This window comes from Singulisphaera rosea, from assembly GCF_054877945.1.
The window spans coordinates 52,658-67,257 of record NZ_JBTYIP020000009.1; the positions used below are offsets into that span (position 1 = coordinate 52,658).

A 14,600-nucleotide genomic window follows, 5' to 3' on the forward strand; every position below is an offset into this window, starting at 1 on the left:
GTCCTTATCCTTAGCGGCGGAGGACCGCCTCGTCGTGGTTCAAAAGGGCCTCCGCGAGCACCGTCCCTGCGGCGAGCTCGACCGGGTCGAGGGCCGGATCGGCCTCCGAGTCGCCGACCTTCAGGAGTTCCCGGGCGGCCTTCGGATCGGCTCGGAAGAGCGTCTTCTGTTCGTTGAGGAGCTGCTCGAGGACGGCCACCTCGGGGGCGGTGGCGCGTCGCCCTGTGACGAGCCGGAAGAGCCAGGCCACGCGTTCGCGGTCGTCGCGGCCCCCTTCCTTCGCCATCCGCTGGCCCAGGTGCCTCGCGGCCTCGACGACCTGCGGGTCGTTCAGGAGCGCGAGGGCCTGGAGCGGAGTGCTCGTGCTCTGCCTCTTGGCCGAGCAGACGTTCCGCTCGGCCGCGTCGAACGCGACCATCGCCGGGTGAGGGACGGTCCGCTTCCAGTAGGTGTAGAGGCTCCGCCGATAGAGGCCGGGCCCCTTGGACTGGTCGTAGTTCGGCCGCCCCATGGCGACCTCCCAAAGGCCGTCGGGCTGGTACGGCTTGACGCTCGGCCCCCCCTGAGTGTCGACCAACAGGCCGCTCGAGGACAACGCCTGATCGCGGAGCATCTCGGCGGTCAGGCGGCGAGCGGGCCCCCGGGCCAGGAGTTGATTGGCCGGGTCGCGGGCGAGAAGGTCGGGACTGGCCTGCGACGACTGACGATAAGTCGCCGAGGTCGCGACCAACATCAGCAGGTGTTTGACGTCCCACCCCGAGTCCACGAATTCGCGGGCCAGCCAGTCAAGCAGTTCGGGGTGCGTCGGCTGGGCTCCCTGATTACCGAAGTTGTCGCTCGTCTCGACGAGGCCGCTGCCGAACATCATCTGCCAGTACCGGTTCACCGTGACCCTGGCCGTCAGCGGGTGGTCGGGGTCGAGGAGCCAGCGGGCCAGGCCGAGCCGATTCCTCGGCTGGTCGGACGGGAACGGCGGGAGTGCGGCGGGGGTATTCGCCGACACGGCATCCCCATGCGCGTCGTAGGCCCCTCGCTTGAGGACGAATGCGGGCTTCGGCCGCTCCATCTCCTGCATCACCATCGCTTCGGGGATCGGGTTGACGAGCTGGCTCTGCTCCTTCCGCAGCGCGTGCAGATCTTCATATCGGCGAACGGACGTCGGGTCGACGTTCGCCGCGAAGTACGCCCGCAAACCCTCTCGGGCCACTGGCGTAAGTGACTCGGGGCTCGCCTTCCAGGCTTCGGCAAGGTCGGGGCGACCGGCCAGGTGCGCCGCTTCGAGCGGCGTGAGCTCTCGGTTGAAAACGCGGAAATCGTCGACGCGACCGCCCTGGAACCCATGGTCGCGGAACCGGTAGCCGATCGCGAGGTCCGGCTCGCCCCCTTCGTAGGTGATGTCCTTGGTGAGCCCGTCCCGGATGACCTCGTGAGGGACCTCGACCCCACCGAGATAGATGTGAATCCCGGAGGCCCGACTGGAGCCGTCGTAAGTCAAGGCGACGTGGGCCCACTCGCCAAGAGGGAGGACAGCCCTGGTCACCACCTTCAGCGAGTTCCCGGGCCACATGTGGTGCAGCCCGACGGCGACGTGCCCATCCTCGAGCAAGAGCTCATAACCCCGGCTGCCGGCGTCGATGGGCGCCCGGCTGTGGTGGATCACGACGTCCCTCGGCGTCCTGGCCGAAGCTCGCAGCCAGATCCCCAGCGAGAACGGGTCGACGCGGGAGAAATGCCCGAGGCCGGGGAATGTGAACCCATCCTCGCCGTCGAGCTCCGCGGCCTTCCCGAGCTTGCCTTCGACGAGCTTCGGCCCCTCGACGGCGTTCGCCGGCTTGGCGGCGTCGGCGGAATTCACGGCCTTCCCGCCCGCGAGGTCGTCGAAGCCGAACCCCCCGACGAGGCCGGGGAGAGTCGGCTCCGCCGGCTTCGAAGTCAACCACTTGGTGAAGCCGTCTCCGTCGGATTGGCGAGCGTCCTCGCAACGTCGCGCCGTCTCGGAGATCCGACGATCGAGGGCAGCGATCTTCGCGTCGGTGGCCTCGTCCGAGAGGAGCATGGTCGGGACGGCCATCGACGACGTGAAGTACGAGGTCTGGCCCGACTCGTCGATGTTCTGGAAGAACGAGAAGAGCGAGTAGAATTCGCGCTGGGTGATCGGGTCGTACTTGTGGTCGTGACAGCGCGAGCATTCGAACGTGAGCCCGAGGAACGCGGTCCCCATCGTGTTCACCCGGTCGACGACGTAGGCGACCCGGAATTCTTCCTCGACGATCCCCCCCTCCTCGTTCTGCATGTGGAGGCGGTTGAAAGCCGTGGCGAGGCGTTGCTCCTTGGTCGGTTGGGGCAAGAGGTCGCCGGCAAGCTGCCAGGTGACGAAGTCGTCGAAGGGGAGGTTCCGGTTGAAGGAACGGACCACCCAGTCGCGCCAGGGCCACATGGGGCGGTAGCGATCCGACTGATACCCGTGGGTGTCGGCATACCGGGCGAGGTCGAGCCACTCCGTCGCCATCCGCTCGCCGTATCGCGGCGATGCCAGGAGCCGCTCGACGAGCCGCTCGTAGGCGTCGGGCGCCGGGTCGGCCAGGAACGCATCGACCTCCTGGGGAGTCGGCGGCAACCCCGTCAGGTCGAGGGTCACCCGGCGGATCAACCGCTCCTTGTTGGCCTCGGGGGCCGGCTTCAAGCCTTCGCGATCGAGCCGGTCGAGGACGAAGCGATCGACCTCGTTCCGCGACCACGAATCGCCCGGCTTCGCGGGGGGCACCTCACGCGACGGCGGGACGAAGGCCCAGTGCTTGCCCCACTTTGCGCCTTGCTCAACCCACTTCGATAGCGTCTCGATCTGCGCCTTCGACAGAGACCGATTCGAGTCCGGTGGCGGCATCGTCTCCTCGGCATCCTCGCTGAGGATGCGGCGGATCAGTTCGCTCTCGTCTCTCTTGCCGGGGACGATGATCGGATCGTCCTTCCGGAACGCCCCGTCTTGCGTATCCAGCCGCAGGTTCCCCTTGCGCGTCTTCGGGTCGGGCCCATGGCAATGGAAGCACTTGTCGGACAGGATCGGAAGGACGTCTCGGCCGAAGTCTACGCTCCCGGGAGAAGCGGCTGAGGCCGAAATCCCCAAGAATCCGAACGTCAACGCGGAGACGCCGAGGCGGAGCAGCCGGGGCGGGACGGAGAATCGCATAGGCTATCGCGTCCGTTGCGGAAGGTCGGGGTACGCATAAGACCTGTCCCGAAGCCCGGATCATTCTGAAAAACCGGGTTTCTCTGGAACAGGCAACGACATCCCAGGAGAGATTGTCGGGGTCGAGTGCACCAGAAACCCGGTTCTTCCGAAAAAACCGGGTTTCGAGAGAGACTCAAAGGCAGGCATCCTTCCGTGCATTATCCCCACCGGCGTGAAGCCGCGACAAGTGGGAGCCGACTCCCGGACAATTACGGTCGAGGCCTCCGCACGGCTCATCTCGGCTCGAGACCGGAGAGGTTGCGCTCGTTGCATCCTACGAAGCGATCCGCTATTTTGTTTGACGCTTGTTTGATGAACGATCGACTTCGATCGAGGAAGGCCAGCTCCCGCGGCGTCGCCGGGCGGCCGAGAACCCGAGGGTGAGGGCTAGGCATGCGCCAGGGGAACGAGCAAGGCCGGCCTCGGCCCTTGAATCGCCGCCAGTTGCTCAAGATCGGCGGCCTCGGCTCGCTGGGTCTCGGGCTCTCGGACCTGATCCGGGCCGAAGCCCTCGGCGCCCGGGATGCGTCGGCCTCGCCGATCCGCTCATGCATCCTGCTCTTCTATTACGGCGGGCCCAGCCACCTCGACACCTGGGACATGAAGCCCAACGCCCCGCGCGAGGTCCGCGGGGAGTTCCGGTCGATCGCCACGAACGTGCCCGGCATCCGGGTTGGCGAGCACCAGCCTTACTCCTCCCGGGTGGTGGATCGGCTCGCGATCATCCGGAGCATGCACCACCCGATGACCAACCACAACGCGGCCGCGTTCGCCACGCTCAGCGGACGCGACCCGTTGAAGGGGGACCTCGAGCTCCTTGGCAACGACCGCAACGACCCGCCTTGCCTCGGGTCGACCTTGAGCCACCGCCTCCGCGAGCGGCCCGGCCTGCCGACGTTCGTGGCGTTGCCCCACGTGATGTACAACGTGGTCACGCTCCCCGGCCAGTCCGCCGGCTTCCTCGGCTCGGCGCACAACCCATTCCAGCTCGTCCGCGACCCCAACGCCCCCGGGTTCCGGCTCGACGAGCTGGAGCTCCCCGGCGACGTCTCGCTCGACCGCCTCGGCCACCGCGAGTCCCTCCTCCGGCTCGTCGACCTCCAGCTCGAACGGTCGGAGCGCACGGCCGAGATCCAGGACCTCGACGCCTACAACGACAAGGCCTTCCGGCTCCTCCGCTCCGAGGCGGTCCGCAAGGCGTTCCACATCGATAGCGAAGATCCGAAGCTCCGCGACCGCTACGGCCGAACCAAGCACGGCCAGAGCGTCCTCCTCGCCCGTCGGCTCGTCGAGTCGGGCGTGCGGTTCGTCACCGTCTACGACCACGAGGTCAACGGCCAGCTCGCCAACTGGGACGCCCACGCGAGCGTCTTCCCCCGCCTGAAAGACGATCTACTTCCGCCGACCGACCAGGCCTTCGCCGCCCTGATCGACGACCTGACCGAGCGAGGGTTGCTCGACTCGACGCTCGTCATCGCCATGGGCGAATTCGGCCGATCCCCCAAGATCAACGCCGCGTCCGGCCGTGACCACTGGCCCTACTGCTTCAGCGTCGTGATGGCGGGTGGCGGGGTCCGTGGGGGGACCGTCTACGGCTCGAGCGATAAGCTTGGCGCCTACCCGGACCTCGACGGCGTAAAACCCGCCGATCTCGCCGCGACCCTCTTCTGGCGCTTCGGGCTCGACCCCGAAGCCGAGATCGTCGACCTCACGGGACGCCCCTACCGACTCGCCGAAGGCCAGCCGATCCGCCCCCTGTTCGGCGCCTGACACCCTCCCCACTTCCCCGAAACCCGGCTTTTTCTACAAAATCGGGTTTCTGACACCGTCGACATCGCTGCTCCCTCCCGGAACGTCGCCGTCTCCTGTCGCAGAATCCCGGTTTCGAGACCGGCACTGTAGGGTAGGCTCGTCCTCACCTTCGGGCTATCCTCTTTGAAGCCAGGTCGACGGGCCGAGGCGTCTCCTTGAATCCCCTCCCTGCGTCCGAAGCGTCGTCCGGCCCTCTTTGGCGATTCATCACGACATTTCCTCACAAGGTACGACTTTCATGCCTCGGCGACTGTTCACAGGGCTCGTCGTCTTCGCCTTCATCGCGACGGCCTCCTCGACCTCGGTGCTCGGCCAGGACCTCCGGATCGAACGCATCTTCGGGCGAGAGATCCCGACCGGTCCTTATAAGCACCCCGCGTGCATGACCGACCTCAGCGACGGCGACCTCTACCTCGTCTATTACGGCGGCCAGGGCGAATACGCGATCGACACCGCAGTGTATGGCTCTCGCCTCAAGAAAGGGGAGACCCAATGGTCGGCACCGAAGGTCCTGGCCCACGACCCGTTCCGTTCGGTCGGCAACGGCGTGATCTGGCAGGCGCCCGACGGCCTCGTCTGGCTCTTCTACGTCGTCCGATTCGGCGAGACGTGGTCGAACTCCCGGATCCAGGTCAAGGTCTCCACCGACAACGCCGAGACGTGGTCGGATGGCTCGGTCCTCGCGCTCGAGGAAGGCATGATGGTCCGCAACCGGCCGATCGCGCTCTCCGACGGAGACTACCTCCTGCCGGTGTACAAGGAGACCGGCCACGACCAGGAAGTCGTCGGCGCCGAGAGCACCTCGTTCTTCCTCCGGTTCAACCCGAAGAAGCGGACCTGGACCGAGAGCGGCCGGATCCGCTCGGCGAAGGGGAACATCCAGCCGGCGCCGTTGCAGATCGACGACACGACCGTGGTCGCCTACTGCCGAAGAGGCGGAGGCTACCTCCCCTCCGAGAAGGGCTATCTCGTCCGGTCCGAGTCGCACGACCTCGGCAAGACTTGGAGTGAGGGCAAGGATTCCCAATTCCCGAACCCGAACGCGGCGGTCGACTTCCTCAGGCTCCAGAGCGGCAAGCTCCTGCTCGTCTACAACGACTGCATGCACGGGCGGACCCCGCTCACCGTCAGCGTCTCGCCCGACAATGACAAGACCTATCCCTTCAAGCGGAACATCCTCGAAGGCCCCGGCGACTTCGGCTATCCGCTCGCGTTCCAGACGAAGGACGGCGTGATCCACGTCGTCTACACGTCGGAGAGGCGGTCGGTCATCAATCATGCGGCCTTCGGCGAAGAGTGGGTGCTTCAAGGGAAGAGCAAGTGATCCTCCGAGTGAACGACCCGACGTGGGGCTCGATCCGGCCGCGGAGGGAGCCGGGACAGGAAGAGGCTGATTGATCTGCCGATGACGCAGATTTCCACGGATAGAAAGCTAAGAGTCTTCAATTTCGACTGTGTCCATCTGCGCCATCGGCAGATCGTTTTCAGCTTCCCCTTCTTGCCCGATGTCGGGCCATTGCAGAGAATCCCGTTTATCAAAGAAAACAGGCTCCCGCTCCCGTCAACCCCGACCCCCCTCTCCCTCTGCTCCGACCAACCGACCAATTGGCGAGGACTGACCCGATGGCGATCAAACGTGGCGGCGTGGCCTGGGCTTCCTGGACCGTGTCGATGTCGCTCGGCCTGGCTCTGGGCGCGGAACCGTCGGTGAAGCCCTCGACGGAGGCGCCGCGATCGCTCGACGACCAGCTCGAAGTCAAGCTCTTCGCGCAGTCGCCGGAGATCGTCCACCCGATCGCCCTCGAAGTCGACCGTGCAGGCCGCATCCTGGCGATCGAGAGCCATACCCATTTCCGGCCCGAGGGTTACCAGGGGCCGGTCGCCGACCGGATCCGTATCCTCGAAGACACCGACGGCGACGGCCGGGCCGATCGCATCGGCACGTTCTTCGAGGGGACGAAGTTCTCGATGGACCTCGCCGCCCACCCGGACGGCTCGATCTACCTGGCGACCCGCAACGAGATCCTCCGCCTGCGAGACGACGATGGCGACGGCAAGTCGGACGGCTCGAGCACGATCGTCCGGCTCGACACCGACGGCAACTACCCGCACAACGGCCTCTCGGGCCTCAGCTTCGACTCCAAGGGGAATCTGACCTTCGGCATGGGGGAAAACCTCGGCGCGAGCTATACCCTCCGAGGCTCGGACGGGGTCGAGCTCAAGGGCGGTGGCGAGGGCGGGAGCCTCTTCCTCTGCTCGGCGGACGGGAAGCGGCTCCGCCGGGTGGCGACCGGCTTCTGGAACCCGTTCGGGACCACCCGCGACATCTACGGGCGTCTGTTCGCCATCGACAACGACCCCGATTCCATGCCCCCCTGCCGCCTCCTCCACGTCATCGAAGGGGGAGACTACGGCTACCAGTTCCGCTACGGCCGCTCGGGCCGGCACGCCTTCCAGGCCTGGAACGGAGAGTTGCCGGGCACCTTGCCCATGCTCTCGGGGACCGGCGAGTCCCCCTGCGAGGTGCTCAGCTACGAGTCCGACGGGCTCCCGAGCGAGTATCGAGGAGACCTCCTCGTCACCACCTGGGCCGACCATCGGATCGATCGTTATCGACTGAAGACGCGCGGGGCCTCCTTCGTTTCCGAGCCCCGCACCCTGGTCCGAGGCGGCAAGGACTTCCGCCCCGTCGGCCTGGTGGCGGCCCCGGACGGTTCGCTGGTCTTCAGCGACTGGGTGCTGAGCGACTACACGCTCCATGGCAAAGGGGCCATCTGGCGGCTCCGCCAGAAGGACCAGGCGACCCGCCCCCCTTTGAAGCCTCTCAAGCCACCCCTCGACAACCTCCACCGGCCCCGTCGCGAGGCCGGCGCTCGGACATTGGCGTCGTCCGAAGAGGGGCGGGCCACCTTGCGCAAGCAGTTGTCGAGCACCGACCCTCGGATTCGAGCGGCGTGCCTGACCGCCCTGATCGACGCCGATGACCGGACGGTCGACCTCGAGGCCATCGCCGAAGGCGACCCCGAGATCGGCCTCCAGGCCCTGGCCGTCCGAGGCCTCGCGGCCCGGGGCCACGAGGCCAGCACCTTTGCGAACAAGGCGAATCCTCCCGAAGTCCGACTCGAGGCCATCGCCGCACTCGACGCCTTGGAGGACATGCCCAGGCTCCTCACGTTCCTCGAGGATACCGACCCGTTCCTGAGGACGGCGGCCGTCAATCGTCTCGCCCGGTCCCCCGAGCTCCTCGCGTCGATCGAACGGACGACCCTGACGTCCGCGAAGAAGCGGGCTGGACTTCTGCTGGCCGACCGGGCATCGGGTCGGCCCGAAGCCTCGCGGTTGATCCCCGGGTTCCTCGCCGACCCCGACGAAGACGTCCGGTTCCTGGCCGTGAAGTGGATCGCCGACGACACGCTCGCCGAATATGAACCGGCGATGGCGAAGCTCCTGGATGACCACAAGCTCAACGTCCGGATGTACTCCGCCGCGTCGACCGCCCTGGCCAGGCTCCAGGGGCGCGACACGAAAGAGACGACGATGGCCGACTACTTCTCCGGCAAGCTCGCCGACGACCTGGCGCCGCCCGCCGTCAGGGCGATGGCCCTTAGGCTCCTCCCGGCGACGTCGAAGGTCCTGACGGTCGACCTCCTGACGAAGCTCATGAAGCGCGGCGACGCGACGCTCAGCCTCGAAGCGGCACGGACGCTCAGCGAAGCCCCGAGCGCCGAGCGGACCCAGGCATTGCTCGCCGCCGCCAAGGATCCGACCCTGAACCCAAACGTCCGCGCCCAGGCGACCCTCGGGCTGTCGGGAGCCGCCCAGGACCTCCGGGATGAGCTGATCGCCATTGCCGTCGGCGACGACGAGGTGCTCCGCTCCGAGGCCCTCCGGGCCCTGGTCGGCACCACGTTGACCCCCGCCCAACGCCAAACCTTGGAAGAGGTGGCCGGTCGACAGGCGAACTCCGCCCCCTTGGTCGCCCGAGTCCTCGGCGAGCGGTCCTTCGCCGCCGGTCGTCCCCCGACCGAGGACGTCGACGCCTGGCTCCCTCGACTCGAAGGCCCTTCCGACCCCGACGCCGGCCGCCGCATCTTCTTCCAGCCGAAGCTCGCCGGTTGCTTCCGCTGTCACCGAGTCGAGGGACGAGGGTTCGAAGTCGGCCCCGACCTCAGCACCATCGGCCGCATCGAGCGCCGGCAGATCCTCGGTTCCATCCTCCGACCGAGCGACGAGATCGGCCCGAGCTATCAGGCCTGGATGATCGCCACCAGCGACGGCAAGGTCGCCACCGGGATGCTGGTCAAGACGGTCCTGGACCAGTGCATCTACCTTGATGAGAAGGGGAGCCTGTTCACCATCAACGAACCCGACGTCGCCGAGCGCCGGGCCCTCTCGACCTCGATCATGCCCGCGAATCTCCCCGACCTCCTCACCGACCAGGAGCTCCGCGACCTCCTCGCGTATTTGACCTCGCGCCGCTGACCGTCCGCAGCCGCCCAATCAATCGGCCACTGGGCAAGAGTATCCCATTTACCGGGTTGGCCGCGGGGCAAGAGTGCCCCGCGGCCGTTCGACTCGGCCAGAGCACGAGCCTTTTCAATTTGATGAATTCATTTAAATAAATGAAAACAAAACAAATCAATAATTTTCACCGGAGAGGACTTCCCCGCCGGCGCGGGTCGCGAGCCCTCGCCAAAGGGTGGGATTAATGCCGTCGCGGACGAACTGGGTATGGCCGTCGCAGAAGAGGACATTCGCCCCACCGGGGTGGGGACTCCTCGCCGCCTTCCAGCCGGGGTTGTGGTAGGTGATGCAGTCGAGACGCCGGGAGTTGGGCGTCAAGTAGTGGTTATAGAGGGTGTTGAGATAGTTGCCATCCCACCACGAGGCCCCTTTGTTGAGGAGCCATCCCGAGACCGCCGCCGCACAGCCGGCGTCGTTCAAGGGGGGGACGGCGACTCGGGCGAACGCCCGAGGGGTAGGATGAGGGACCGGCAGCGGGCTCGTCTGGGTATACGGCCCGGCGATTCCGAGCCACTGCTCGGAGACGGCCGCGGTCTGGCTCGTCCCGTCGGTCAGGCTGGCCACCGACTGCGAACCGCCGAGGATGAACGCCCCGTTCGAGTTCGTCGCATCTCCGCCATTGGCGCCGTCGCCTGTGCAGAATGAGTAGTTCGTCGGCCCCGAGTCGTCCGCGGGCGCGGGGGCGCCGTCGCTCGGGCAGAGGAAGGTCGCGACCTTAACCGCTCTCGCCGTCGCATTCGCGGGGTAGAACGGCCAAAACGCCGAGCCGCCCCCGCTCGGCTTGTACGCGATCGGGAAGTCGAAGTTCAAGGCGTGGAACAGGCTCTCCTGCTCCAGGTATGGGGTCATCTGCGCGAGTGCCGACCAACGGTACTGGAGCGGCGATGTCGTCGCGGGGACGGGCCCGGCCGGCGAAAGAAATCCGACGGGGAAAGAGCCGAGGGCGGCGTGGTAGGTGTTCAGGGCGAGGCCGAGCTGCTTGAGGTTATTCCCACACTGGACCCGACGCGCCGCCTCGCGGGCGGCCTGGACGGCGGGGAGGAGCAATGCGATCAGGACGGCGATGATCGCGATCACCACCAGCAGCTCGATCAACGTGAACCCCCGCCGAAGCGGGGGTTTTTCTCCGAAGAGTCGTCGAGGCATCGGCCGAGACCTCCCGGGCTCACGGACGGCTCTCGGCGGCGACCCGCCAGACCGTGCCCGACCCATCGTCGGTCACGAGCAGCGCGCCGTCTTTCGCGACGGTGACGCCGACGGGGCGTCCCCAGACGTTCCCCTCGGGTGTCACGAAACCGACGAGAAAGTCTTCATATTCGCCGGTGGCCTTGCCGTCCCGCATCGGGATCCGGATCACCTTGTAGCCCGTCCGCCGCTCGCGATTCCAGGAGCCGTGCTCGGCCGCGAACCCGTCGAGATGGTACTCCTTCGGGAAGGCCGTGCCGGTGTAGAACGTCATGTCCAGCGAGGCCGAGTGCGACTGGAGGATCACGTCGGGGACGATCACCTTCCCCTTCAATTCGGGATGCTTGCCGGAGTGGCGGGGGTCCAGATGGTCGCCGATATAGTACCAGGGCCAGCCGTAGAACCCGCCCTCCTCGACGTGGGTCACGTAGTCAGGAACGAGGTGGTCGCCGAGCCCATCCCGCTCGTTGACCGAGGCCCAAAGCTGACCGGTCGTCGGGTGGATCGCCAGGCCGACCGCGTTGCGGATCCCGGTCGCGAAGATCGTCTCGCCGCTGCCGTCGGGCTTGAACGCGAGGATATCCGCCCGGCGCTTCTCCCCTTCATTGTCGTCGACGTTCGACTTCGAGCCGACGGAGACGAACATCCGCTGCCCATCCCCCGAGAAGATGACGTCGCGGGTCCAGTGTCCCCCCCCCGTGAGCCGGCCGCCTCCGGGGATATCGGCGACGATCGTCTCGGGAGCAGCGTTCGCCTTCGTGTCGCCCGCCTTGTACGGGAAGCGGACGACCGAGTCGGTGTTGGCGACATAAACATGGGTCGGATTTGGGCCGGGGGGATAGAACGCGATGCCGAACGGCTGCCGGAGCCCCTGGGCATACACCTCGTTGAGCTCGGGCGTGCCGTCGCCGTCCGCGTCGCGGAGGACCTTCACCCGGCCCGGCTGGCTCTCGGCGATGAAGAGGTCGCCGTTGGGGGCCGTGATGATGACCCTGGGGTTCGTCAGTTTCGTGGCGAACTCGGTCACCTTGAAGCCTTCGGGGGCCTTCGGCCAGGCCCCTTCGGGCCTGGGGACGACATGCGGCTGGTTCTTGGCCGAGGGAGTGTCAAAAGGGGCGGGCAGCTCGGCGATCGTCAGCCGGCGACGCGTCCCGGGTGAATCGGTCGTCCAGTCGCCGAGCGCGTCCTTCCCCGTCAAGACGTCGCGGCGGGGTTCCGCGGCCGAGGCCCATCCCGCCAGGATTGCGGCGGAGAGCAGACCCAGCGACGCGAAGGCCATCGCCCCCCGAGGCCTGACACACACAATGTCCCACATTTCGATATTTCCTCGTGTGTTGCGAATCCCCGGTTTGGTTCGCGCGCAGGCGCGGCCGACGAACACGAGGTTACACGCCCCGGAGCCCCCTCGCAACGCTCGGGTCCCGCCCCCCGAGGTCGAAGGTCAGACCGATCCGAGGGCCGAACGTCTCGCTCGCTCGTGGTCTCCGGGCCTCACGCGCGGCCGTCCGAAGGCCGCGGCCACCCCTGGAGCATCCCAACCGCGGCCGCCTGGTCCACGGCCCTTCGCCAGGCGATCTCGGCCGTCGGCCCCCGGGAACGGATCAAATTCTCGCCGTTCGAGCCCGAGACCAACCAGAGGACGGTCCCCGTCTCCCCCTCGATCACGAAATCGTGGATCAGCCAACCCGAACGAGCCAGAATGTCCATAGAGTCATTGGCTCTCATGCGACCGATCCTTCGGCCGACGACGCCGAGCCCTCGAGGGCGGCGAGACGTGCCAGCATCGAGGACAGTCCCATGTCGTCATTCCGCGGCTCAGGTCATTTCGAGGCATCAATCTCCTCGGCAATTCTGGTCGGCAGGAAGAAAATCCGCGGCCTCCCCGTCAGGACCATCGACGAGGCGAGCCGAGTGTCAACCACAGACGTTTGCGTTCGCCGACCCAGAGGCGGCGAATACTGGGACAAAAGGCCCAAGGCCGATACGCAACCCACTCCTCCCTGATACAGCCCTCCCGGGGTCCTCCCGAAGAATCGCCAGGATGACCAGGCATCAACCGACAGGATTGCCCCTGAGAGACCTCCGCCGTTTCAACGGCCGCCGCAGGTTGCGGATGGGGCGGTCGAATCGCGAGCGCAGCATTCGCCAGCGAGTTCACATGAATGATCAGACCACCTGTTGCCGCCTTAATTCATCCATGGTGCCGAAATACTGGACCATTTTTGATTTATTTGTATTGCCTCTGCAAGGCCCGCGCCAAAACAGCCATTCTTCTCGTCCCTCGCCCCCCCGGACTTCCGGTCCAACCCGCAAAGTCCGAGGCAACGGAGAAGGTCGGAAGTCGCCCAACGAGACCCTCCTCCAAACCCATCACACGTTTGGGATTATTTTTTCATTTAGGAGGGCGTATGGGACGTGGAGATCCACCAATCGAATCCGAAGTGGCGCGCACCGGAGCAATCCCCGGCGGTATGGAGTTCGAGACAGACGCCGCAAGTCGTCCGGTGCAAAAGGGTTGGAAGGTTCTTTTCGTTATTTGCGTCGCTCGCGAGGTTGGGCTGATCTCGTCGCCCGCCTCCGCGGTGCTCCAGGAGGGATAGCAAGGCGATCCCCCTCATTTCGTCGAGCGGGAACCGCCTTCTGGGTTGGGAAGGTCCGGTGGGCGAGGCCCGCCCTACCTGCCGTGCATGATTTCCCTGGCCCACAGTGAGGTCGTTCCAGGCAGCGCAGGGGAGATCGATAACCGGTCGATTCGGCCGATTTGAGAGAGCCACGTGCAAACCGATGCGCAGTATCCCGAAATGAGGCCGAATCCAGCGCGTCCATGCTTTTGTGATGCGGACGGCGGGAGGGCACTGGAGGGCGGCTCGCATCCTGCGGACTGCAAGAGAAATGGCCGACTGCGGAGCCCCCCCATCATTCGACCGAGGGGGCTGGAACGACGTCCCGGGAGACCGTCAGACCTTCAACGTCCGGAGATAGGCCACGCTCTGACGAGTGAGGTCCCAGCTCTGCTCAACAAAGTAATTCTTAACGCCCCCGATCTTGGCCGCCTCGAACGTCATCTTCCAGTCGATGGTCCCCTGCCCGACCGCGACCTGGGGCCGCTTCCCGGTCTCCGGGTCCGCCGGGACGTTCATGTCCACGTCCTGCAGGTGCATCGAGTAGAAGCGGCCAGGGTATCTCACGAAGTACTCGACGCCGACGAGTCCGACCGTGATCGCCGACATCTGGAACTGGAACTTCACCAGCTCCGGGTCGAGCAGGTTGAGCAGCCGGTCGTAGGCCAGGATCCCGTCGACCATCGCGTGCTCGAAATCCTCGTTGTGCAGGCCCTGCTGGAGCCCTGCCTTCGCCGACGCCGCGGCGATCCGGTTGTATTCGTCGGCCGCGCGTTCGACCTCGGCCAAGGTCGGACGAGCCCCCCTGCCCCCGAGCGTCGCCGTGATCATCTGCGTGATCCCGACGTCCTTCGCCCAGGCGATGCTCTCCTCATGACGCTCCCGAAGTTCGCCCATGCTGAAGTGCGCGCTCTCCGCGAGCATGCCGTGATCGGCCATGATTTTCTTGATCGCCTTCCCGTCCGAGAGCGACGCGAACTCCTCGCCAAACCCGATCGGCGAACACAGCTCGAGCCTCGTCACGCCGATCTCGGCCAGCTTCCCCACGAGCGAAGGGAAGTCCTCGAGCATCGCGCGTATCGGCCAAACCTGGCACCCCACCGGCATCCCGAGCGGACCGGTCACGCCCGTGTCCGCCGAACTCTCGGTCGTCATGGAAACCCCCGTCATTCCTGGGTGAAAGGCCGCGAGAAAGGCGGTCCGTTAACGTCGGCATTCTCCCCGATCTG

At 66.2% G+C, this 14,600-nt stretch carries 8 protein-coding genes; 3 read left to right on the plus strand and 5 right to left on the minus strand.

Translation table 11 applies throughout. The features are described from left to right. Nucleotides 1–10 precede the first annotated feature (10 nt). A complete protein-coding gene (locus ACYOEI_RS17145; protein WP_462850755.1) occupies nucleotides 11–3,187 on the minus strand; it encodes a DUF1553 domain-containing protein in 3,177 nt (1,058 codons plus the stop codon). A 435-nt stretch (nucleotides 3,188–3,622) separates the two neighbouring features. Here ACYOEI_RS17145 and ACYOEI_RS17150 point away from each other — a divergent pair, with 435 nt between their 5' ends. The 3 genes from ACYOEI_RS17150 (at nucleotide 3,623) to ACYOEI_RS17160 (ending at nucleotide 9,523) form a co-directional block, all read left to right on the plus strand. Next, on the plus strand, nucleotides 3,623–4,999 hold the full coding sequence (locus tag ACYOEI_RS17150; RefSeq protein WP_462850756.1) for a DUF1501 domain-containing protein: 1,377 nt from the start codon (nucleotides 3,623–3,625) through the stop codon (nucleotides 4,997–4,999). Between the two features lie 280 nt (nucleotides 5,000–5,279). Beyond that, entirely contained in the window at nucleotides 5,280–6,365 is a 1,086-nt protein-coding gene (locus ACYOEI_RS17155) for a sialidase family protein (RefSeq protein ID WP_462850757.1), read from the plus strand. A gap of 299 nt (nucleotides 6,366–6,664) precedes the next feature. Beyond that, complete coding sequence (locus ACYOEI_RS17160; protein ID WP_462850758.1) at nucleotides 6,665–9,523, plus strand: PVC-type heme-binding CxxCH protein; 2,859 nt, start codon at nucleotides 6,665–6,667, stop codon at nucleotides 9,521–9,523. A 156-nt stretch (nucleotides 9,524–9,679) separates the two neighbouring features. Here ACYOEI_RS17160 and ACYOEI_RS17165 read toward each other — a convergent pair whose 3' ends face one another. The 4 genes from ACYOEI_RS17165 to ACYOEI_RS17180 form a co-directional block, all read right to left on the minus strand. Further along, nucleotides 9,680–10,711, minus strand: a complete 1,032-nt coding sequence (locus tag ACYOEI_RS17165) for a DUF1559 family PulG-like putative transporter (protein WP_462850759.1) — start codon at nucleotides 10,709–10,711, stop codon at nucleotides 9,680–9,682. Nucleotides 10,712–10,730: 19 nt separating this feature from the next. Next, the gene (locus ACYOEI_RS17170) at nucleotides 10,731–12,065 is read right to left on the minus strand and encodes a PQQ-dependent sugar dehydrogenase (protein WP_462850760.1); all 1,335 of its coding nucleotides are present in this window, start codon (nucleotides 12,063–12,065) and stop codon (nucleotides 10,731–10,733) included. 176 nt (nucleotides 12,066–12,241) lie between these two features. After that, nucleotides 12,242–12,475, minus strand: coding sequence for a hypothetical protein (locus tag ACYOEI_RS17175; RefSeq protein WP_462850761.1), 234 nt, complete (start codon nucleotides 12,473–12,475; stop codon nucleotides 12,242–12,244). Nucleotides 12,476–13,707: 1,232 nt separating this feature from the next. Then, nucleotides 13,708–14,526, minus strand: a complete 819-nt coding sequence (locus tag ACYOEI_RS17180) for a sugar phosphate isomerase/epimerase family protein (RefSeq protein ID WP_462850762.1) — start codon at nucleotides 14,524–14,526, stop codon at nucleotides 13,708–13,710. Nucleotides 14,527–14,600 lie beyond the last annotated feature (74 nt).